At 52.3% G+C, this 22864-nt stretch carries 19 protein-coding genes; 3 read left to right on the forward strand and 16 right to left on the reverse strand.

Going from position 1 to position 22864, the window contains the following annotated elements:
- The 11 genes from fcl to BZK42_RS05715 all read right to left on the reverse strand — a co-directional run bounded on the left by fcl (position 1) and on the right by BZK42_RS05715 (position 11044).
- Positions 1 to 966: a GDP-L-fucose synthase gene (gene fcl / locus BZK42_RS05665; RefSeq protein ID WP_016156919.1), complete on the reverse strand. Its 966-nt coding sequence runs from the start codon at positions 964 to 966 to the stop codon at positions 1 to 3.
- A gap of 2 nt (positions 967 to 968) precedes the next feature.
- Entirely contained in the window at positions 969 to 2090 is a 1122-nt protein-coding gene (gmd, locus tag BZK42_RS05670) for a GDP-mannose 4,6-dehydratase (RefSeq protein WP_016156920.1), read from the reverse strand.
- Positions 2091 to 2114: 24 nt separating this feature from the next.
- Complete coding sequence (gene wcaF, locus BZK42_RS05675; RefSeq protein ID WP_016153587.1) at positions 2115 to 2669, reverse strand: colanic acid biosynthesis acetyltransferase WcaF; 555 nt, start codon at positions 2667 to 2669, stop codon at positions 2115 to 2117.
- Positions 2670 to 2678: 9 nt separating this feature from the next.
- Positions 2679 to 3425: a colanic acid biosynthesis glycosyltransferase WcaE gene (wcaE, locus tag BZK42_RS05680; RefSeq protein ID WP_019077134.1), complete on the reverse strand. Its 747-nt coding sequence runs from the start codon at positions 3423 to 3425 to the stop codon at positions 2679 to 2681.
- A 5-nt stretch (positions 3426 to 3430) separates the two neighbouring features.
- Entirely contained in the window at positions 3431 to 4648 is a 1218-nt protein-coding gene (gene wcaD / locus BZK42_RS05685; protein WP_016153589.1) for a colanic acid polymerase WcaD, read from the reverse strand.
- Positions 4623 to 5840 carry a colanic acid biosynthesis glycosyltransferase WcaC gene (wcaC, locus tag BZK42_RS05690; protein ID WP_049040309.1) on the reverse strand — a complete coding sequence of 406 codons (1218 nt, stop codon included), beginning with the start codon at positions 5838 to 5840 and terminating at the stop codon, positions 4623 to 4625. Before wcaC ends, wcaD begins: the two co-directional genes overlap by 26 nt.
- The gene (gene wcaB, locus BZK42_RS05695) at positions 5837 to 6325 is read right to left on the reverse strand and encodes a colanic acid biosynthesis acetyltransferase WcaB (RefSeq protein ID WP_016156923.1); all 489 of its coding nucleotides are present in this window, start codon (positions 6323 to 6325) and stop codon (positions 5837 to 5839) included. Before wcaB ends, wcaC begins: the two co-directional genes overlap by 4 nt.
- 2 nt (positions 6326 to 6327) lie before the next feature.
- A complete protein-coding gene (gene wcaA, locus BZK42_RS05700) occupies positions 6328 to 7170 on the reverse strand; it encodes a colanic acid biosynthesis glycosyltransferase WcaA (RefSeq protein ID WP_049281965.1) in 843 nt (280 codons plus the stop codon).
- A 120-nt stretch (positions 7171 to 7290) separates the two neighbouring features.
- Positions 7291 to 9453, reverse strand: coding sequence for a tyrosine-protein kinase Wzc (gene wzc, locus BZK42_RS05705; RefSeq protein ID WP_080858882.1), 2163 nt, complete (start codon positions 9451 to 9453; stop codon positions 7291 to 7293).
- Complete coding sequence (gene wzb / locus BZK42_RS05710) at positions 9450 to 9899, reverse strand: low molecular weight protein-tyrosine-phosphatase Wzb (protein ID WP_016156925.1); 450 nt, start codon at positions 9897 to 9899, stop codon at positions 9450 to 9452. The genes wzc and wzb overlap by 4 nt, the downstream gene beginning before the upstream one ends.
- Positions 9900 to 9904: 5 nt before the next feature.
- On the reverse strand, positions 9905 to 11044 hold the full coding sequence (locus BZK42_RS05715; protein ID WP_047499630.1) for a polysaccharide export protein: 1140 nt from the start codon (positions 11042 to 11044) through the stop codon (positions 9905 to 9907).
- Between the two features lie 654 nt (positions 11045 to 11698).
- Here BZK42_RS05715 and BZK42_RS05720 point away from each other — a divergent pair.
- Positions 11699 to 13282, forward strand: a complete 1584-nt coding sequence (locus BZK42_RS05720; RefSeq protein ID WP_065554132.1) for a TerC family protein — start codon at positions 11699 to 11701, stop codon at positions 13280 to 13282.
- Between the two features lie 44 nt (positions 13283 to 13326).
- On the opposite strand, the gene asmA is transcribed toward BZK42_RS05720, so the two are convergent.
- The 3 genes from asmA to udk all read right to left on the reverse strand — a co-directional run bounded on the left by asmA (position 13327) and on the right by udk (position 16517).
- Positions 13327 to 15177, reverse strand: a complete 1851-nt coding sequence (gene asmA, locus BZK42_RS05725; protein WP_080858883.1) for an outer membrane assembly protein AsmA — start codon at positions 15175 to 15177, stop codon at positions 13327 to 13329.
- Between the two features lie 25 nt (positions 15178 to 15202).
- Complete coding sequence (gene dcd, locus BZK42_RS05730) at positions 15203 to 15784, reverse strand: dCTP deaminase (RefSeq protein WP_016153598.1); 582 nt, start codon at positions 15782 to 15784, stop codon at positions 15203 to 15205.
- A 91-nt stretch (positions 15785 to 15875) separates the two neighbouring features.
- Positions 15876 to 16517: a uridine kinase gene (gene udk, locus BZK42_RS05735; protein WP_003036776.1), complete on the reverse strand. Its 642-nt coding sequence runs from the start codon at positions 16515 to 16517 to the stop codon at positions 15876 to 15878.
- Positions 16518 to 16832: 315 nt separating this feature from the next.
- Between udk and BZK42_RS05745 the strand changes: the two genes are divergently transcribed.
- The gene (locus BZK42_RS05745; RefSeq protein WP_075848513.1) at positions 16833 to 20162 is read left to right on the forward strand and encodes a diguanylate cyclase; all 3330 of its coding nucleotides are present in this window, start codon (positions 16833 to 16835) and stop codon (positions 20160 to 20162) included.
- Here the strand turns inward: BZK42_RS05745 and alkA are convergent.
- Positions 20130 to 20999: a DNA-3-methyladenine glycosylase 2 gene (alkA, locus tag BZK42_RS05750; RefSeq protein WP_080858884.1), complete on the reverse strand. Its 870-nt coding sequence runs from the start codon at positions 20997 to 20999 to the stop codon at positions 20130 to 20132. The genes BZK42_RS05745 and alkA overlap by 33 nt on opposite strands.
- A gap of 136 nt (positions 21000 to 21135) precedes the next feature.
- On the opposite strand from alkA, the gene yegD reads away from it, so the two are divergent.
- Positions 21136 to 22488, forward strand: a complete 1353-nt coding sequence (gene yegD / locus BZK42_RS05760; protein ID WP_016156931.1) for a molecular chaperone — start codon at positions 21136 to 21138, stop codon at positions 22486 to 22488.
- A 99-nt stretch (positions 22489 to 22587) separates the two neighbouring features.
- Here yegD and BZK42_RS29650 read toward each other — a convergent pair whose 3' ends face one another.
- The gene (locus tag BZK42_RS29650) at positions 22588 to 22647 is read right to left on the reverse strand and encodes a type I toxin-antitoxin system Ibs family toxin (RefSeq protein ID WP_131405213.1); all 60 of its coding nucleotides are present in this window, start codon (positions 22645 to 22647) and stop codon (positions 22588 to 22590) included.
- Positions 22648 to 22864 lie beyond the last annotated feature (217 nt).

Here is a 22864-nt window from a genome sequence, read left to right on the forward strand (position 1 = left end):
TTACCCCCGGTAGCGCTGCTGGTTTTCAAGGAACCACTGCCAGGTACTGGCAAGCCCCGCTTCCAGTGATATCTCGTGATACCAGCCCAACTGATGTAGACGCGTAACATCGAGCAATTTGCGCGGCGTTCCATCCGGTTTGCTGGCGTCGAACACCACGCGCCCCTTGTAACCCACGACCTGCGCGATGGTTTGCGCCAGTTCGCGGATAGTGCAGTCCACGCCGGTCCCCACATTGATATGCGACAGCATCGGCTGGGTATATTCCTGCAAGACTTCCTGAGCCAGCTCCATCACGTGGATACTGGCCGCTGCCATATCGTCAACATGCAGAAATTCACGCATTGGCGTCCCGCTTCCCCACACCACCACATCCGGCGTATTGTGCTCGCGAGCGTCATGAAAGCGGCGCAGTAGTGCCGGGATCACATGCGAATTACTCGGGTGGAAGTTGTCATGCGGCCCATACAGATTGGTCGGCATCACCGAGCGATAATCGCGGCCATACTGGCGGTTATACGATTCGCACAGCTTGATCCCGGCAATTTTGGCAATCGCATACGGCTCATTGGTCGGTTCCAGCTGCCCCTGCAACAGCTCGCTTTCGGCTATTGGCTGGGTGGCTTGCTTTGGATAAATACAGGATGATCCGAGGAACAGCAGTTTATTCACGTTATGCAAATGCGCAGCATGAATAATGTTGCTCTCAATCATCATGTTTTCATAAATAAAATCAGCAGGATAAGTATTATTCGCCACGATCCCGCCAACTTTAGCCGCTGCCAGATAAACCTGGTCAATACGTTCAGTGGCAAAGAACGCCTGCACCGCACTGGCGTCCAGCAGGTTAAGTTGGTCGCGGGTACGCAACACCAGCTCGACATTATCTCGCTGCGACAATTGTCTGACGATGGCGGACCCCACCATCCCGCGATGGCCCGCCACAAAAATACGTTGTGTCTTCATCCTCAGTACTCCAGCGCGATGGCGACCTCGTAACCGTGCGACTTCAGCAGGGAATGCTTCTTCGCTGCTTCAAGATCGTTGGCAACCATTTCCGAGATCATCTGGCGCAACGTGATTTCCGGCTTCCAGCCCAGTTTTTCATGCGCTTTGGCCGGATCGCCCAGCAGCGTTTCCACCTCTGCCGGACGGAAATAGCGCGGATCGACGGCAATCATGACATCCCCAGGTTTCACACCCGGCGCGTCGTGTCCGGTTACGGAAACCACGATGCCTTTCTCATTCACGCCCTCGCCTTCAAAGCGCAATTTAATCCCCAACTGAGCGGCGGCCATTTCCACAAACTGGCGCACGGAATACTGCACGCCGGTGGCAATCACGAAATCTTCCGGCTTGTCCTGCTGCAGCATCATCCACTGCATCCTGACGTAATCTTTGGCATGCCCCCAGTCACGCAGCGAATCCATATTGCCCAGGTACAGGCAAGACTCCAGCCCCTGCGCGATGTTGGCGATCGCACGCGTAATTTTGCGCGTGACAAAGGTTTCGCCGCGGCGCGGAGATTCGTGGTTAAACAGAATACCGTTACAGGCATACATACCGTAAGATTCGCGGTAGTTGACGGTTATCCAGTAGGCGTACAGCTTAGCAACGGCATACGGCGAGCGCGGGTAGAACGGCGTGCTCTCTTTCTGCGGGATTTCCTGTACCAGACCGTACAGTTCAGAGGTGGAAGCCTGATAAAAACGGGTCTTCTTTTCCAGGCCGAGGAAGCGGATAGCTTCCAGCAAACGCAAGGTGCCGATAGCATCGACATCCGCGGTGTATTCCGGTGAATCAAACGACACTGCGACATGACTCATGGCGCCGAGGTTATAGACCTCATCCGGTTGCACTTCCTGTAAAATACGGGTCAGGTTGGAGGAGTCCGTCAAATCGCCATAGTGCAGATGGAATTTGGGATTGCCCGAATGCGGATCCTGATAGATGTGGTCCACTCGTTCGGTGTTGAATGATGAAGCGCGGCGCTTAATACCGTGCACTTCATACCCTTTTTCCAGCAGGAACTCTGCCAGGTAAGAACCATCCTGCCCGGTTACGCCAGTGATGAGAGCGACTTTTGACATGTTATTACCTCTTAAATGATCCCCTCAGGGAGTAACTTTCTCGACGCGTTCGCGTGTGACTATTGCGGGATTTCCCCGACAAACGACATTGGCTGGCAGCGATTTAAATACACTGCTGCGTGCTCCGACGACGGTGCCATCGCCAATCGTCACGCCAGGCGCGACAAAGACATCTGTCGCCAGCCAGCATTTATCACCAACTACAATTGGTGTGGCGTTAATATCAAAATGTTGACTGGCATAATCATGACTCCCGGTGCATAAATAACTTTTTTGCGAAATAACCGCGTGCGCACCAATCGTAATATCACCCAGCGTATATAAAACCGCGTCATCACCCACCCAGGAATAATCTCCCAGGGTTAATTTCCATGGATAAGTAATTTTTACTGAAGGTCGAATAACTACGTTTTTTCCTATTTTTGCGCCAAACATTCGCAATAAAAACGCACGCCAGCGATACATTACCTGTGGGGACCAGCGAAATAATGTGGCTTGCACTGCCCACCATAATTGCACTTTAATGGCACCGCCGCCGCGAAAACCTCCCGGCACGTTGAAGCCGCTTAAATCCTGCATAATGTACCCTTACGCTTTTCCATATAAGGTTTTTGTTTTACCGGTTGTGCGCAGACGTAAATATTCTGACAACCCGGTCCAAAAACCTGGCATGTGTAATATCTGGCGCTGTACCTTTTTTGCATCCCGGCACAATTCCAGATTATTCGTCGTTGACACCCCACCCATGGAAAACTCTGACACCAGCCCGCTCAGCTTTTTAAACGCGTAACCTGACTTGTATAATTTGGCTGCCAGCGCGTAATCAGACGATATCTTATATTGCAAATCATAGCGCCAGACATTCAGTCCAGAGAGAGGAAAGAAGATTGCCTGATGGCTGGCGGGAAGGCTGTGATAAATATACCAACCCGGCTTGGCCCGCCGCTTAATTTTGTTACCATTACCGAAATCCAGCAACGCATCGCCAATGACCATCGCTTTATCGCTCTGCGTTTTTAGCTGGCGGATAAAATGAGCCGCATCTGCATGCAGAATATCCCCGGAGTTGAGGAACAGCGCAAACCGCCCGCGCGCCATAGCGATACCTTTGTTCATTGCATCATAGATGCCCTTATCCGGCTCGCTGACAAACCGTAACCGGTGCTCTCCACTGAGCCCTTCAAGAAAGGCCGAGGTACCGTCAGAGGAGCCGCCATCAACAACAATCCACTCAAAACTGATATCACCCGCCTGAGCCAGATGAGCTAACGACGCGTGAGTTTTGACGATCCCTTCCAGATTACGAAAGGCGACGGTAATAATACTGAGCAGCATGCGTTCTACCTCGCTATATTCAGCGCCTTGCGCAAAATAAACGGACATACAATTAAAAATGCGTATTCCGGACTAAATACTGAACCTGTAAAAAACAGCGACAGCGGCGTAAAAAGATAAAGCTGCACCCGATAATTCTGATTATCACCAAACGCATTGATCATCATCTTCATGACTTTCCCCATGTACCACAGGGCTAATATCACCGCGAACCATGAGAAATAAATAATCAGCAGATACAAGCCATTGTCTATCGTTTTACCAACATCTGCACCGTTAAAAATTCCGAATGACGCAACATATTCATAAAGTGAGCCGAATCTCACTACCCCATCAACGTTAAGTAACGAATAACCGACCATTACTAATGGTCCCACGATACGATAATACGATGATGAGCCTTCAGTTCCTAAATCTCCAAGCCGTGTCGCGATGTACGGAAACGCAAATATCACACCAACGACAAACACGCTTAATGAGATTATCGCCAGCGGCAACTTCTTTTTTATCGCATCTTTATTCAGATACTGGAACGCCCACTCCAGGAGGTAAAACAAAATAAATGTCATTACCCCTGAAAACGATCCTGATAATATTATCCCTGCCAGAATCATAGCATCGGACTTAGGCGTTTTGATACCAAACTGTTTGATACTGAGCCAAATTGAGATTAACGCCAGAGCGAAGAATGCCGGTTCGAAATAGAGTGCAGTGGTACGCTTCCCACCAAACTTAATAAAGTTCAGAACATAGCTATTACTGTAAATAAGATATTTCGAAATAACTTCCATTAAACTGCTGCCGCCACTAAGAATTATCTGCGCCATTTCCACCGCAGCTAACCCCACCACCAGGCCCACAACCAGCCAGAAAAAACGCAAGATCTTAATGTAGTTATGCGGCGAAATGGTTTTGAAGCGAATACTCCACACCATACCGATAATCACCACGGTATAGACAAACAGCATTGCGGACGTCACGTACTTGCTGGCATCCAGTGATTGTCCGAACAGATAGTTAAACGCCGTCAGTCCGCCTCCTACGCCCAGCGCAATCATTAATTTTTTAATATTGATGCGCTCGACAAACAGCAACAGCAGAACGGGCAAGAACGTGACGATAGTTATCGGGAAGCTCTCGCCAAGCTGGGCGAGTTTGACGTTAACCAGCAGATAAAGCAGCGGTAGCACCAGATAGCTACAGATTCTGATAGAACGAGACATACTCCTCCAGCATCTGTTGCCCACTGTATGCCACCCGGCTGCGCTGGCTGAACGCGGCAAGCGACGTGTCAAATACCGCCTGCGCAATGTCTGATCTTTTCAGTTGCACCAGGTGCAAAACATCCGCTTCGCTGAACGTTTTGCCGCCCGATTTCGCCAGCACTTCCTGCGCGGCATCGCTGTGCGTAGCAATCACCGGTACGCCGATGGAAAGCGCTTCGCACAGAATCAGCGGGTAGTTATCAACGCGCGAGCTGAACACCAGCCCATCCATCTCGTTAAGCGCGCTCATCAACGTGCGCTTATCGCTCTCAAACCCGTGATTGATGACGTTATCCCCCACAAACGGGGAAAATTTGCCGAAGGTATGCAGCTCAATTTTGTCTCCGAGCGCAATCATCGCTCGCACCAGTTGCTGACTGGTTTTACCGTCATAGCGCAGGTCATGGGCCACCACGGCGATTTTCGGTCTGCCGCTTTCCTCATGCTTAGCGGGAAGTTCGGCAAGTATGGCTTCCGTTGCCACATCGATGCCGTTGTTAATAATGCGGCAACGACCGACGCCATACAGACTGTTGAATGCGTCGGCCACATGCTGACTGGGCGAGATGAACTGGCAGCCCAGTGCCAGCATGGCTCGAAACATCTGCCGTTTACCAGGCAACTGTTGATGGGCTTTATCGATTTTTACCGGCGGATAGTTACTGAGCGTTGGACATTTCTGACAGCCCGTTTTCCAGCTTTCGCAGCCATCGGTAAAGGCACAGCGCCCGGTCACGCTCCAGTGATCGTGCAGCGTCCAGACGAAGGTGATATCCGGTTTATGCGCCTTCACTTTTTGGCAAAAGGTGACCACCTCTTCCAGATTCAACCAGTAGCTGTGCAACACATGAAAATGCAGTACCAGCGGGCCGGAAGTGCGGGTTACCGTACGGTACAACTTGTCGAGATTGCCAAACATGTCGCGGTTCGCGAAACGAAACAGCGCAATGTTCGCCGCCGACGTCAGACGCGGCGTATGTTTGATAACCTGCGGGTAATTCGCATGGCTGACGCTTTTCTTACCGCCTTTGCCATAGCCGTAGACAAAACGCGATGACAGCCCTTTTTCCAGCGCCCTCAGATGCAAATCTAACGCCACGCCTGCCGCCCCGCCTTCTGCGAGCCGCACATTAAACTGTAATATCTTCATTTTATTACCTTCACCCGTGCCTTCTCGCCCACGACCAGCGTATTGTCCGGGATGCTATCCACTACGACGCTCCCGGCGCCAATCGTCACGTTATCGCCAATGGCAACGCCGCCAAGCAGAGTGACATTGGCCCCCAGCTCAACGCCGTTACCGATGACCGGACAGGACAGATCGTTGCCGCCAAGATTGCCGATGGTGACGCCGTGGCGCAGGGTGAAATCATCCCCCGCCACCACGTGTTTATTGATCACCACCCCATAGCCATGATGGATGGTGAAACGACGACCAATAGATGCAGCGGCCTGGATTTCATAGCCAAACACGCATTCAGTGATAAGGCGATACATCACCAGCACCGGCGCCGCCCACAGGTTGTTCAAGACATTTTTTTTACGCCAGACGGAGCAAAAATGGGCAATCCGATAGGCCACCACCATGCAGCAGGGTCGCAGACTCCAGCCGTTCGCGCGTAAATCTTCCAGCATACTTAGCGTCCTCGCAGTCCGTCGGCCAGGCGCTTACTATTGCGAACAGAAAGCAGCGTCAGCAACGTGCGCCAGTTCATCCGTTTATTGCGGATTTGGTAGAGGGTAAACAGCTGATATTTCTTGCTGGCCCGGTCAAATTTGCCTTTGTGCTTACGGTAGAACTGAAAGTAGCCGGAGAATTTATGCGGGGATGAGGTAATACGCATTTCACCGTGATTCACATGCAGGATCTGCGTTGCCTCTTTTACCTTCCACGGTTTGCCATACGCCACCACCATACGCAGGAAAATGTCATAATCTTGCGCCGCTTTCAGCGTGGTATCGAACAGGCATGCTTTAAACCGCCAGGCCCAGGTAAACACCTGATTACCAATAATATTGCGCTTATAAAATTTACGGCGTGAATAAACGGCCTTCGGATAGAGCGGCAAACTGGTCGGCTGCGAATATACTTCGCCTTCACAGACATAGTCATTGGCATACAGAAACGCCCGCGTCACCAGATGATGGCGATAATTGAGAAATACGCTCAGGCGGTTCGGCGTCCATTCATCATCATCATCAATACCCGTAATATATTGCCCACTGGCCTGCATGATGGCCTGATTACGCACCGCACAGGCTCCGGAGTTAGTGGGATTACGCGTATACGACACACGCGGATCGTTGAGCTCTTCAACAAATTGCTGCAGTTGCTCATACGAGGAAGAGCAATCATCCACAATGATCATCTCCCAGTGAGGATAGTCCTGGCGCAGTACCGATTTAATCGCCCGGATGGCCAGTTGCTGACGGTTCCAGGTGGGCATATAAATTGAAATTAGCGGGTTGTCTATCGTCATTTTCGTTTCCCAGATATCCCCGTCATACTTCAAGTTGCATCTGCGTTGGCTTTCCTGCAACTCGAATTATTTAGGGTATAAATATGTTTTTGTGGGCCGCTATCCGGCAATGTTCGTAATCTATTTCGAATCCGAGGTGTACTCGTATTCGTAATAACCGTAATCCTGATACCCGCTGGCACGGCGGAAGATCGAGTTCAGGATCACCCCTTTCACCTGAATGCCGTTTTGCTCGAAGCGACTCAGGCTGGTTTCCACCTCTTTCAGCGTGTTGACCGCGTAACGCGCCACCATCAGCGTGGTTCCAACGTGACGACCCACGATAGCCGCGTCGGTCACCGCCAGTATTGGCGGGGTATCGATCAGCACCAGGTCATAGTGCGAGCTGGCCCATGCAATCAGTTCGCCAAAGCGTTCACTCATCAGCAACTCGGAGGGGTTGGGGGGAATTTGTCCGCGAGGGATCAGATCAAAATGTGGAATCGATGTCGGTTTCGCGCTGGATGAGATATCCCCCTTGCCGATGAGGATCTCAGACAGACCGTTAACGTTATTGGTCCCCAGCAGCTCGTGGGTATAGCCTTTGCGCATGTCGCAGTCGATCAACAGCACGCGTTTGTTGGTCTGACTAACGACCGCCGCCAGGTTGGCGCAGACAAACGTTTTACCAATCGACGGGCTGACGCCGGTCAGCATCAAGACGTTGTTGCGCGCCTGCATCATGGCAAAGTGCAGGCTGGTACGCAGGCTGCGGACCGCTTCTATCGCAAGATCCGTCGGATTCCCCACTGCCAGCAACTGGCTTTGCTTGTAGCGTTTCACGCCTTTAATGGTCTGCACGTTATCGCGTGCTTTTTGCCATTCTGATAGTGGAATGCTGGCATACACGCTGATGCCATGCTCTTCCAGCGCCTGTGGGCTTTCAATGCCGCGATTAAACAGGGAACGCAGCAGTACGCCCACCACTGAAAGCATCAAACCAAGAATGATGCTGCCGAGAATGATCAATGCCTTTTTCGGCTTCAGCACGCCTGGCTGGGCAATCGCGGGATCGACGATGCGCACATCTCCGACCGTACTGGCCTCGGTAATCTTCAGCTCCTGCTGCTTGTTCAGCAGCTGCATATAGACCTGCTGGCCGGACTCCACGTCACGCGTCAGACGGACAATTTCCTGCTGCGTTTTCGGCATCGCCGTTACGCGCCCGTTCAGCTTGCTTTTCTCATCTTCCAGCGCCTGGCGTTTTTCCAGCAAGGTGCGGTACGCAGGGTGCGCTTTGGTGAACAGCTTGGAAATCTCCGCTTCTTTGAAGGTCAGCTCATTAAGCTGCGCATCAATATTCACCATGGAATCCAGCACCGCTTTGGCTTCCAGCGGCAAATCCACGGAGTCTTTGTCCTGACGAAAGGCATTCAGCTTGTTTTCGGCAACGTCCAGCCGGTTACGTACCTCGGGCAGCTGCTTTGCCAGAAACGCCAGACTCTTGGCGGCCTCTTCAGATTTACGCTCCACGTTTTGTTGCAGGTAGTTGCGGGTAATACTGTCAAGGATCTGGCGGATTTGCTCGCGGTCTTCGCCGGTAAAGGTCAGGCTCAGTACGCCAGTGTCTTTGCCGGTTTCCGTCACCATCAGATTATTTTGCAAGGTGTTGATCATGCCCAGCGTGGAGAATTTGCTGACGGTAAATTGGCTCTCAGGGCTGGCATGGATCGCCTCGACCAGCATCGTCACGCCGTCATGTTTCAGCACCTGCCCAACCTGCCCCTGGGCGCTAAAACCCCCGTCACTCACCAGCTGATAGCTTTTGTCATTCAGCACGCTTAGCGTGAAGGTCTGTTCATTCATTGCCTTTGGCAGCGTGAAAGTCGTCACGTTAACCGTTTCGTTCTGGCGACCCATCAACCGATCCCAACCCGCGCCAAAAATGGGGAACGTATCTTTGGTAACCGCGATATCCAGGTTGAGATCGTCTACCGTTTTCCCCAATACCAGCCGTGACTGGATGAGCTGAATTTCCGCTTCAGAGGCCGGAGGTTTGTTCGACAACGCCGAGCCAATATCCTGCACCAGTGAATTTCCGGTATTTTGCTCAATTTGCACCAGCGCGTCCGCACTGTAGATCGGAGTGGCAAATAGCGTGTAGACCGCTGCGCATAATGCAAATGCCGCAGTAATACCAAGCACCCACCAGCGGGCTTCCACCACCGTTGCCACCAGACGACCAATATCGATTTCATCATTGCCCGTTACCGGCGCAGCAGACTGTTTTACTTTTTCTGTCATTGTTTTCCCTGCTCTGCGTTCAATGCCTGAGCCCATTGGCGGGCAGACCGTTCAAGTAATGCGTACACCGCGTCAAACGCATCACGGCTTTTACGATACGGATCGGGAATTTCGCGCTCGCTGTCCCAGTGACCAAACAACATCACTTTGCCGCGCATCTCCGGCACCATTTCACACAGGGCAGAGATATGGCGTTTTTCCATGGTCAGGATCAGGTCATACTCCCGGCACATTCGTCCCGAGATCTGCCGGGCACAATGATTCTCCAGTGACAGGTTGTGCGCCTGCGCCACGCTGATGGCGCACGGGTCCGCGCCTTTGCCTACCAACGCCCCGAGACCGGCAGAAGAGACCGTCAGCGCCGGGTGAAATTGCCTTAACAAGCGCTCTGCCGTCGGAGAGCGGCAAATGTTCCCCACACAGACAACTAAGATTTTGTTAAACATGACGATTACCAGTTGTGAAGGTCGCTGGCCGTGTCCGTCATATAGCGAACACCGCTAATAGTCGGCAGCAACTGATTGATCAAACGGTTCCAGCGAGCAACCGGCGCGGTAGTGACGTACACCACATCGTATGGCTGGAGTCGGAATGACGTCGCCATCACCAGCGATGTCGCATCGGACATATCAAGCTGATAGATATTGGCAATCTTGCCGTTGTTCCCGCCCTCGCCTTTCAATGGACGAATAACGAAAATGCCGCTGGCGTTGGAGGTGGTCAGGTCGATACCTTCTGCGTTGCCGAGTGCTTCGGTTAGCGTCATGCCGCTGAAGTCCATTTTGAGGGTGCTCTGTTTTTTCACTTCCCCCATCACGAAGACTTTCAAATCGTCATTACGCGGAACAAACAGGATGTCGCCAGGATAGAGCAGACGGTTCTGGCTCAGGTCGCCATTTTGCATTAGCGCTTGCAGTGAAATACGTTGCTCCTGCCCTTTATGAGTCAGTACAACGTTGCGCCAGTCTGCCGCCTCGGTGAGACCGCCTGCGGCGTTAATGGCATCGAGAATGGTAAGCGGCACGTTGGTGATGGCCTGCTGGCCGGATTTGTTCACCTGCCCGGAGACATAGGCCTTCTGCGAACGGAAAGCGGCGATATTAACGTCCACCTGCGGGTCAGCAATGTACTTCGCTAAGCGCCCGGTAATATCACTACGAATTTCGGCCAACGTTTTCCCTGACACGCTAACTTTGCCGATGTAGGGGTAAAACATGGTGCCATCAGGCTGCACCCAGTTGCCGGCATCACTTGAGCTACGATACTGTCCGGCCGGCGTGGTGAGTTCAGGATGATCCCAGACGGTGACATTCAGGACATCGCCCGGGCCGACCCGGTACTGATACCCGGAAATCTCCTGGTCGAGAGACATATTAGGCTGCGCAACATTTGGTCGGGGACGTAATTGTTCGACCAGTCGAGGGGTGAGTGGATAAACATTCACCATGCGATCGATATCAAAATCAGCGTCCTGCTGTTTAATCACATCTTTGCCCATCGTAGACATATTGCTGCCCGGAAGCACGGTACAACCGTTTATCAAGATTACCGATACCAATACAGGCATCAATTTAAGTTTGGATTTCATCATTGATTATTTATCACTTTGGCAGAGTAATTATCATGTGCGATCTAAATAGCGACTTCGCCTGTACGCATTTACCTTGCCGTTAATTGAAAAGGAATTTAACTGGCATCTGTCCTAAAAAAAATGAATTCATCTGCGGTCTCTTGACAGAATAATTTAGGCTCGTCTCAGGCGACCAGACACGCTACCGCCCCTGGCTTCATTAGCTACCAATGCACTGATTAATTTAAATTTTTATCTTCCCCTTTATTTTCATCACATTCACAGCGGGAACGCATCAGGAATAGCGCCGCTGGTTGATAAGGAAATATTTATCTTTTGATTATTACCGGAGGAATTGTTGCAGCTAAGCGAATATCAGGCAAGGTAACAAGTTACCGACAACTTGCTTTTAAGATTAATATTAAGCGTTGAATTTGTATATTTTTAGGATTTTATTGATATTGACAACATTAATATAGAAATATTCCACCTGCGATATTTCTTAAAGAGTTTTGGATTAATAATATTATTTCCTGTAGTTACATTAAGGCTAATATCCCGTACCTGATTGTAATAGGCTACAGAGAAATCCCTCCTCGCCATTGCATTTTTCGCCAGTTTTACCCATGATCGAATTGTGACAATTGTCATACAACTATGGGTATAGCATTTACTATGGAATGGATTGCCGATCCGTCAATCTGGGCCGGACTCGTCACGCTAATCGTGATCGAACTTGTTCTTGGCATTGATAATCTTGTTTTTATTGCCATCCTCGCGGAGAAACTGCCTCCAGCCCAGCGGGATAAGGCGCGTATTACCGGGCTACTGCTGGCGATGGTCATGCGCTTGCTGCTGTTGGCATCAATATCATGGCTGGTAACGCTGACCACGCCGCTGTTCAGCATTCGCAGCCTGAGCTTCAGCGCGCGCGATCTGATCATGCTGTTCGGCGGTTTCTTCCTGCTGTTTAAAGCCACCATGGAGCTAAACGAACGGCTGGAAGGCAAAGACAGCGAGAACCCGACCCAGCGTAAAGGCGCTAAGTTCTGGGGCGTCGTCGCGCAAATAGTCGTGCTGGACGCCATCTTCTCCCTGGATTCCGTCATTACCGCCGTGGGGATGGTCGATCACCTGGCGGTAATGATGGCTGCGGTGATTATTGCCATCAGCCTGATGGTGCTTGCCAGCAAGTCGCTGACGCGCTTTGTCAACAGCCATCCCACTATCGTCATTCTGTGCCTGAGCTTCTTGCTGATGATTGGTTTCAGTCTGGTCGCCGATGGGTTTGGTTTCCATATTCCGAAAGGTTACCTGTACGCCGCCATCGGCTTCTCGGTCATGATAGAAGCATTGAACCAGTTAGCTATCTTTAACCGCCGTCGCTTCCTGTCAGCCAACCATACCCTGCGCCAGCGCACCGCCGAGGCGGTAATGCGACTGCTGAGCGGGCAAAAAGAAGACGCCGAACTGGATGCCGAAACCGCGGCCATGCTGGCAGACCATCATGAAGGCCAAATTTTTGCCCCTCAGGAACGGCGGATGATTGAACGTGTGCTGAACCTTAATCAGCGTACTGTCAGCAGTATCATGACCTCGCGCCATGATATTGAGCACATCGACCTCAATGCGCCGGAAACAGAAATCCGCGCTTTGCTGGAAAAAAACCAGCATACGCGTCTGGTGGTCACCGGCGAAGATGAGCAGGAAGACTTGCTGGGCGTGGTGCATGTCATCGACCTGCTGCAGCAATCTCTTCGCGGCGAGCCGCTCGACTTACGCGTCTTGATTCGCCAGCCGTTGGTGTTCCCGGAAACTCTGCCGCTGCTTCCGGCGCTGGAGCAGTTCCGTAACGCCCGGACGCACTTCGCTTTTGTGGCCGATGAATTTGGGTCAGTTGAAGGGATTGTAACGCTCAGTGACGTGATGGAAACCATCGCCGGTAACCTGCCAAATGAGGTAGAGGAGATTGACGCCCGCCATGACATTCAGAAAAACGCGGATGGTTCATGGACCGCAAACGGACACATGCCGCTGGAAGATCTGGTGCAGTACGTGCCTATCCCGTTAGATGATAAGCGTGAATATCACACCATTGCCGGACTGTTAATGGAGTATTTGCAGCGCATCCCGAAAACCGGGGAGGAAGTTCAGGTTGGCGACTATCGACTAAAAACCCTGCAGGTGGAAAATCATCGCGTGCAAAAAGTCCAACTGATACCGCTGCACAGTGAAGAAGAGATGGATTACGAGGTGTAAATCACGAGCCGGAGGCGGCATCAACCGCCATCCGGCAATATGAATCAGAGTTTATCCAGCAACTTTTTAACATCTTTACCGTTGCGGGAGTCTTTATTGCGATCGGCCCAGTCGTTAAGGCGACGTTTCGCTTCATCCTGCAAATGCTTACGCAAAATCTGGTCGACCTGCAGACTGTAGTTTAGCGCCTGCCACTGACCGTAGACTCTGAGAGGAACTGGGGTAGCCTTCAGGAAGTTAATCAGCTTACTTTCGCCATCCCAGCCGCCCAGCACGCGAATGTTAAACAGCGTGTCGCAATTCAGCTTCACCAGATCCAGCGTTCCCTTGCCGGTCAGCGCCAGCATCGCCGACTCACCCGCCATGTTATCCAGCGTAACCTCGCCGTTATCCAGCGTCATATCGGTTACAAAATGATCCAACCGGGTCACGTTATCCAGGTTTTGCTGAGCTTTAACATCCCCACCGTTACGCTCGACGGCCTGTTGTATCATCTGCTGGAAGTTCATTCCTTCCATTCGCGTATCGCTCATTTCGACATGGGCCTGCCCTTGCCAGCTATGACGAAACGCCTGGGCATCAATATCTGAGCCAGAGAAATCCCCTGCCAGTGATAGCTTACCGGTGAGGGCGATGGGGTAGTTGAAGGCTTTCAGAATAGTACCAATTTCTACGCCTTCCAGGCGCGGATGGAAGACAGCTCGCGGTTGTCCTTTTCTGGCATCCAGCATACCAGGAAGCGACACCAGCCCACCGTCACTTTTCCCCTGCAACTGCGTAACGTTCAATAAGCCGAACTGGTTGTCAATTTTTGCCGAGACATTGTCAAACACCATTTTCCGCCACAGCACTTTGTCAGCTTGCAAAGCGATGTCTGCCGAAAATCCCTTCAGTCCCTGATACGAAACGGCATCAACTTGAGAAGCAATAACGGGGCGCGCCAGCGTTGACTGACTCTGACCTTGCTGAATCTCACCGTTCGTCGTCACAGCCTCACGCTGTACGAGCAGATTGTCCAGATTGAGCTGACCAAACTTCAGGTCGACGGCCCATTCTGGTTTATCCAACAATGTCACATAAGCTTGCCCGGCGAGAGAGCTGTCGTTAGCGGTCAAATGAATCTGGCTAAACGCGAGCTGTTTTTTCTCTTCCAGCCACTGCGCCTGAAACTGTCCCTGACCTTTGATCCCCTGCGTCGGTAGATCGGCCCCCTGCAGTTGCCAGCTTAGCTGCTCAATATTCGCGGATAAGTTATGCGGATAGTCGGAGGCATCAACGCTGCCGTTGAAGGATAATGCGAGGTCACGCTGATCGCGGTTAACGCGCCCGGAGAAATCAAACGTGCCGCGGTGCTGGTTATCCTGTTCCATCTCCAGACGAATATCGCGAACCGTGATCTGTTCATCGTCTTCATGCTGGAATACCAGAACACTATCGGCAACACGCAGGCGGGCAATATCAAACGACCATCCTCTGTCTTCAGCCAGGTCGGGCAACGTATTGTCTTTTGGGGCAACGGGCGCATCTTCGCCGCGCACCGCTTCAGTTTGCGGGGTCAGTTGAATCACCGCGCCTTTGAGCATCACCTGCTTCACACTGAGCTGGTGACTCAACAGCGGCCACAACGCGACGTCAAGACGCATATTGTCGGCACGAATCAGGGGTTCGCTGGCGCCTTCAGCCGTTAACACCATGCGCCCCGAGAGGATACTCAGCTGTGGCCATACGTGCCAACGCAGAGGGCCATCTAACTGCAGCTGATATCCGCTACGCGCAGCAACCTGCTTGACCATATATGCGCGGAAATCATTCGGATTCACCAACAGTACTAACGCAGAAAAACCGGCCACCAGCACGACCAGTAGAATCATCAGCGTCGTCAGAAATCGTCTCATGCTATCCCCAATGGACTGAAAATACTCAGTCTTTATCGATCCGGCTGGCAACGGCGCCCTGCTGATCGCGATACTTTGCATCCTGACGACGGTTGTAAGGTCGCGCCGCCGGACCGGAAAGCGGTTCGAAGCTTAATGCGCCAATCGGCATGCCAGGACGCAGGGCCAGCGGTAGTTTTCCGGAGTTGTAAAACTCCAGTACGATACAGCCAGACCAGCCCGGATCGATACGGTGTGCGGTGACGTGTACCATCAGTCCCAGACGCGCCAGCGAAGAACGGCCATCTAACCAACCCACAAGATCGGAAGGCAGCGTCACGGATTCGAACGTCACTGCCAGCGCCAGTTCGCCCGGATGCAGGAAAAATGCCTCGCCGTCTTTGAGGACGATTTCATCACTCATCACGCGATCCAGCGCGGCGCTGACTTCATCTTTCGGTCCGCTCAGATCGATATACGCCGCCGTATGCCCGCGGAACGTACGGAATTTGTTGCCAAGGCGCACATCTACCGTGGCGCCGTTGATTCGCTCGACAGGAGGGCGTGGATTGATCGACAGACGACCTTGATCCAACCAGGCTTCAATATCTCGGTCACATAAACGCATGGCACTTTCTCCTTTCGTGCTTCAACCCCTTAATGCCAGGTGCATTAAGGGTGAACCAGGTTATCACTGAACGGTACACAATTCGCTGAACTTATTCAAAGAACTGACTGATTTTAGCCTTCAGAATATCGATGGCGATGCGGTTTTTACCCCCGCGCGGCACAATGATGTCGGCGTATTGTTTTGAAGGCTCAATAAATTGCAGGAACATCGGACGGACGGTTTTCTGATATTGCGCCATCACTGAATCCATTGAACGACCGCGTTCGTTCACATCGCGCTTGATACGGCGCATCAGGCAAATATCCAGCGGGGTATCAACAAAAATAGAGAAGTTCATCTCATCACGCAAACGCGCATCCGTCAGCAGCAAAATGCCTTCCAGGATGATGACTTTCTTGGGTTCGATATGAATAGTGTCTTGCGTGCGCGTGTGCTCAACGTAGCTGTACACCGGCAGCTCAATGGCACTACCGCGTTTCAGCGTTTGCAGATGTTGGAACAGCAGGCTGTGATCCATCGCGTTCGGATGGTCGTAGTTGGTTTTTACACGCTCTTCCATCGATAGATGGCTTTGATCTTTGTAATAGCTGTCTTCGGGAATAACGCCAATATGTTCGTCACCGACTTGTTCACGCAATTCGCGATAAAGAGTACTGGCAATAAGACTCTTGCCGGAAGCCGATGCGCCGGCAATGCCGATAATGACGCACTGATGGGACTGATCAGTCATAAATTTAGCGACCTGATTAACCTGGATGTTAGGAAGGGCGGCGCCGAAACGCCAAACGCGGCAATTATAGGGATTTCAGCGGCGCGACGCCAGCCCAGGCTGCACCAATGCCTTCCCTGTCGCAAATTAAAACGGTCATATTTAAAGCATGCGCTACATTTATTCGCCAGCCTTAGTAATTAATAGCTTGAGAGTGTTAATTTATGAGCAGCTGGCGTATAAATTGTAAATTATTTGTACTAGCATAAACCCAGATTAAATGTGATGCGTCCGGCATCTCTACTGGGCGACAACGGCTATTTGGGTAGAGTGGTAATGAGTAAACAATCCCAACATGTTTTAGTTACCTTACCTCATCCTCTACTGCGCCTGGCCAGTTTAGGTCTGGTGGCTTTCATCTTTACGCTGTTCTCGCTGGAACTGTCTCGTTTCGGGGCGCAGCTGGCGCCGCTGTGGTTTCCGACCTCAATCATGATGGTGGCTTTTTACCGCCATGCGGGAAAAATGTGGCCGGGGATCGCGCTGGCGTGCTCATTGGGTAACATCGCGGGTTCTTTGCTCTTCTTCCCCGGCGAGTCGCTTAGCTTTACCTACACGGCCATCAACATTATTGAGGCTGTCGTGGGGGCAATGTTATTGCGCAAACTGCTGCCCTGGTACAATCCTTTACAAAATCTCAATGACTGGGCGCGCCTGGCATTCGGCAGCGCAGTGGTCCCTCCGCTGCTGGGCGGCGTATTACTCTGGTTATTATTACCGCAAGAAACGTCGTTAAATACCTTCCTCATTTGGGTGCTGTCAGAATCCATCGGCGCGCTGGCGCTGGTACCATTAGGTTTACTGTTTAAGCCACATTATCTGCTGCGCCACCGCAATCCGCGATTACTGCTTGAAACCCTGATTACGCTTCTGGTGACGTTAACGTTCAGTTGGCTGTCGATGATGTTCATTCCATGGCCGTTTACCTGCGTTATTGTCCTGTTGATGTGGAGCGCTGTCCGTCTGCCGCGTATGGAGGCGTTTTTAATTTTCCTCAGCACCGTGATGATGGTTTCGCTGATGTTGGCCGCTGACCCTTCGCTGCTCTACACCCCCAAACAGAACATGATGACCAGCATACCGTGGCTGCCGTTTTTGATGATCCTGTTGCCAGCCAATATGATGACCATGGTGATGTACGCGTTTCGGGCTGAACGCAAGCACATCTCAGAAAGCGAAGCGCGCTTTCGCAATGCTATGGAATATTCCGCAATTGGCATGGCGCTGGTCGGGACTGAGGGGCAATGGCTACAGGCCAATAAAGCCTTGTGCCAGTTTCTGGGCTATAGCCAGGAGGAGCTACGTTCGCTCACCTTCCAGCAATTAACCTGGCCGGAAGATTTGAACAATGACCTCGAACAGTTAAACATGCTGGCACGCGGGGAAATTAACAGCTATTCCATGGAGAAACGCTATTACACGCGCGCAGGCGAGGTGGTATGGGCCTTGCTGGCCGTTTCGCTGGTGCGCCATAGCGACACCACCCCACTCTACTTTATTGCGCAGATTGAAGACATTAACGATCTGAAGCACACCGAGTGGATGAACAAACGGCTGATGGAGCGCATTACGCTCGCTAATGAAGCCGGGGGGATCGGCATTTGGGAATGGGAACTGCAGCCTGATGTGATCAGCTGGGATAAGCGTATGTTCGATCTCTACGAAGTCCCGGCACATATCAAGCCCAGCTGGCAAGTCTGGTATGAATGCGTTGTGCCTGAAGATCGCGAACACGCCGAAAATGTGATTCGCGATTCGCTGGCCGCACGAGCCCCGTTTAAGCTTGAGTTTCGTATCGCGGTAAAAGGTGGCATACGGCATATCCGCTCATTGGCCAACCGGGTACTGAATAAAGACGGTGAAGTTGAACGCTTACTTGGCATCAATATGGATATGACCGAGGTGAAGCAGCTCAACGAAGCGCTGTTCCAAGAAAAAGAGCGTTTGCATATTACACTCGACTCCATCGGCGAGGCGGTGATTTGTATTGATGTCGACATGAATGTGACCTTTATGAATCCGGTCGCTGAGAAAATGAGCGGCTGGCAGCAGGAAAACGCAATTGGCATTCCGCTCCTGACGGTACTGCGTATTACTTTCGGCGATAACGGTCCGCTGATGGAAAATATCTACAGTGCCGACATGTCACGTAAGGCAATGGAACAAGAAGTCGTCCTGCATTGTCGCAACGGCAACAGTTATGACATTCAGTACAGCATCACGCCCCTCAGCACCCTTGATGGCGGCAGCATTGGCTCGGTGCTGGTCATTCAGGATGTCACCGAGTCACGTAAGATGCTGCGCCAGCTTAGCTACAGCGCTTCGCATGACGACCTGACGCAGTTGGCCAATCGGGTCAGCTTTGAAAACCATCTCAAACAGTTGCTGCATACGGTGCACGACGCACACCAGAGTCATGTGCTGGTTTTTATCGATCTTGATCGTTTTAAAGCGGTGAACGATAGCGCAGGGCATGCCGCAGGCGATGCCCTGCTGCGCGAACTCTCTTCACTGATGCTAAGCATGCTGCGGTCCAGCGATATGCTGGCGCGCCTTGGCGGCGACGAGTTTGGTCTGTTGCTGCCGGATTGTAATATCGAAAGCGCCCGCTTCATCTCAGGTCGCATCATCAGTGCTATTAACGATTACCACTTCATGTGGGATGGCCGCTTGCACCGCATTGGCGCCAGTGCGGGAATTACGCTGATTGATGACAAAAACCATGTTGCGACTGACGTCATGTCTCAGGCGGATATCGCCTGCTACGCGGCGAAAAACAGCGGACGTGGGCGTGTCTGCGTCTATGAACCACAGCAAAGCCAGGCGCATGCCGCGCGTAGCCAACTGTCATTGGACGAACAAAAGCATACCATTATGCACAGCCCGATGCTGATGATCGCCAGAGGCGTGGCTTCTCCACGTATACCTGAGACGTTTAGCTTCTGGCTTATATCGCTACGCTTAGGGACCGCTGAAGGCGAAGTGATTGAAGAGCAGACATTCCGTACCGGGCTGGTCGATCCCACATTGAATCAAGCGCTCGACCGTCGGGTATTCAGCGAATTCTTCCAGAATGCGGCCCCAGCAGTCGCCAGCAAGGGCCTCAGTGTTGCGCTCCCCCTTTCCGCCGCCGGGCTGCTCAATTCAGAACTTGTTGATGAGCTGCTGGAACAATTGCAACATAGCCCGTTACCGCCACGGCTGCTGCACCTGACCGTTCCGGCCAGCGTCATCAAAACGAATCCAACGCAGGCGATATCCGCCCTGCATCGGCTACGTCAGTTCGGTTGTCGAATTGTGTTAAGTCAGGTCGGTCGTGATTTAGAGCTTTTTGACAATCTGAAATACCACATTGTCGATTACCTGTTGCTTGACAGCGAGCTAAGCGCCAGCGCTCACGGAGACCTGATTGACGAGATGTGGGTGTCCATTATCCAGGGCCATGCCCAGCGCCTGGACATTAAAAGCATCGCCGGTCCGGTGCAGTTACCGCTTATCATGGATGCGCTTTCTGGCATCGGTATTGATATGATTTATGGCGACATTATCGCCAACGCCCAACCGCTGGATCTGCTACTGAATACCAGTAATTTCGCCATCAACTGACGGTTGCCAGCCATCCGTGTACCAGATATGCAAGAGTGCATAGGAGCGCCAGGGTTTCCAACGCTCTGCATACCGCCGGATCTGGGCTGGCGTCATGCCGGGAAAACGCTGTTTAATCAGATAATCATCCGGCAAAAAAACATCCTTCGCCTGCCAACCACGCAGCGCAAAATAGTTGGCGGTCCAGCGCCCTATTCCGGGAAACGTTTGTAGTTGCTTAACACCTTGCTCAATATCGTCAGGCGCTACTGTCGCAAGCGTTCCTTCAAGCGTTGCACGCGCCAGGTGAATCAACGCTTCAGCGCGTTTGAGCGGCATCCCTAACGCTTTCAGGTGCAGAGGTTCGGCGTCAGCAAGCGCTTCAGGCGTGGGAAAAGAAACATACCCTGGCGCATCCTCCAGCGTGTCGCCATAAGCATGCGCGACTTTCGCTGTCAGTTTTGCCGCCATAGCCACGCTGACTAACTGCCCTAAAATCGCCCGTACCCCTTGCTCAAAAGCATCGACACATCCCGGCAGGCGCAGTCCCGGACGCGCCGCACCAAGGCTTCCCAGCGCGCTGACTATTTGCTGCGGGCAACAGGTAAGATCAAACAAGCGGGTTATTTTCGCCAGGCACTCGGGGGCGGCGGGTTGTAATCCCGAACTTAACGTCACGTGTAGCACATTGGCGTGCAAATCCGGTACGACGCGCACCAGACCCCGATGCTCCCCTACGGACAGGATTCTGGTATAACTCAGTTCCTCCACCGTTTCGACACCGTCAACCGCACGGGCGGCAAGAAATCCCAGCATCCAGGGCCAGTCATAAGGCGGTTGCCAGCTCAGCGTGAACATTCAGTTTTCCTTTTTATGCAAACCTACAGCATAAACGGTATTCAATCGATGCGCCTTGCTTTCATATTCCAGTTGTCGGAGCGTCAACATTTCGTTAAAGTCACGCCCCTTCTTCACTGGCATGGGGATTTTTACGGTGTTTATTGGTTTTGACTACGGTACGGCAAACTGTTCAGTGGCCGTTATGCGTGACGGGCAGCCTCACCTGCTCAAAATGGAAAATAACAGCACGCTTCTGCCTTCAATGCTGTGCGCGCCAACGCGCGAAGCGGTCAGCGAGTGGCTGTATCGCCATCACGACATCCCAACCACGGACGACGAAACGCAGGCGTTGCTTCGCCGCGCGATGCGCTATAACCGCGAAGAAGACATCGACGTTAACGCCAACAGCGTGCAGTTCGGTCTGGCATCGCTGGGTCAATATATTGAAGACCCGGAAGAGGTGTATTTCGTTAAATCGCCAAAATCATTTTTGGGTGCCAGCGGTCTGAAGCCGCAGCAGGTTGCGCTGTTTGAAGATCTGGTCTGCGCGATGATGCTGCACATACGCAACCAGGCACAAAATCAGTTGCCGGAAGCCATCACCCAGGCCGTTATTGGTCGTCCCATCAACTTCCAGGGGTTAGGGGGCGATGACGCCAACGCCCAGGCGCAGGGTATTCTTGAACGTGCGGCTAAACGCGCCGGTTTTCAGGATGTCGTCTTCCAGTACGAGCCGGTAGCGGCTGGTCTGGATTACGAAGCCACGCTGCAGGAAGAAAAACGCGTGCTGGTGGTGGATATTGGCGGGGGTACAACCGACTGTTCACTGCTGCTGATGGGGCCGCAATGGCACCAGCGCGCCGATCGCGAAAACAGCCTGCTGGGGCACAGCGGCTGCCGCGTTGGCGGGAACGATCTGGATATTGCTCTGGCGTTTAAACATCTGATGCCGCTGCTCGGTATGGGGGGAGAAACGGAAAAAGGGATCGCCTTACCTATTCTGCCCTGGTGGAACGCGGTCGCGATCAACGATGTTCCCGCGCAAAGTGACTTCTACAGTAGCGCCAACGGTCGCTTGCTCAACGATCTTGTCCGTGACGCGAAAGAAGCCGATAAAGTCGCCCTACTGCTTAAAGTCTGGCGCGAGCGTCTGAGCTATCGCCTGGTGCGTAGCGCAGAAGAGAGCAAAATCGCGCTTTCCGATCAGACCATTGTGACGGCGGCGATACCGTTTATCAGCAACACGCTGGCAACCGATATCAGTCAACACGGGCTGGAAGCTGCGCTCAATCAGCCCCTGGCGCGCATTCTGGAGCAGGTTCAACTGGCGCTGGAAAACGCGCAGGAAAAACCGGACGTGATTTACCTGACCGGCGGTAGCGCGCGTTCGCCGCTGATTAAAAAAGCCCTCGCCCAGCAACTTCCCGGGATTCCGATCGCGGGGGGCGATGATTTCGGTTCCGTTACTGCCGGACTGGCCCGCTGGGCTGACGTTGTTTTCCGCTAAGCGGCTCGCATGCTGAAAAGTACGCGTATTGACATCACCATTGCTGTGGCTTATTTTCAGGTGTGAGGGTTAGGGAGGGCTTCCCCTCCCCCTGGTGTCTTAGTAAGCCGGTAAGCTAATCACTAAGGGTATCACCAGTATGATGACCTGCTTCATCATAACCCTTTCCTTATTTTGGCCCCTTCCTCGGGAGGGGCTTTTCCGTACCAGCGTTCCGCTGAAATCTCTGGCTCTCCTCCTTTTTGCCTTGTCAGCACTCTAACGCACAATCACGTATTCGCTATTTTCACCACCGATTGTTGCGTAACGCTTCGCAAAGCCGCATCAGCATTCAGACGAATCCCGACAGTGTTTCATAATTCCTCCATTTTTCTCC

Source organism: Citrobacter braakii (genome assembly GCF_002075345.1).
In the GTDB taxonomy this organism is placed as follows: domain Bacteria; phylum Pseudomonadota; class Gammaproteobacteria; order Enterobacterales; family Enterobacteriaceae; genus Citrobacter; species Citrobacter braakii.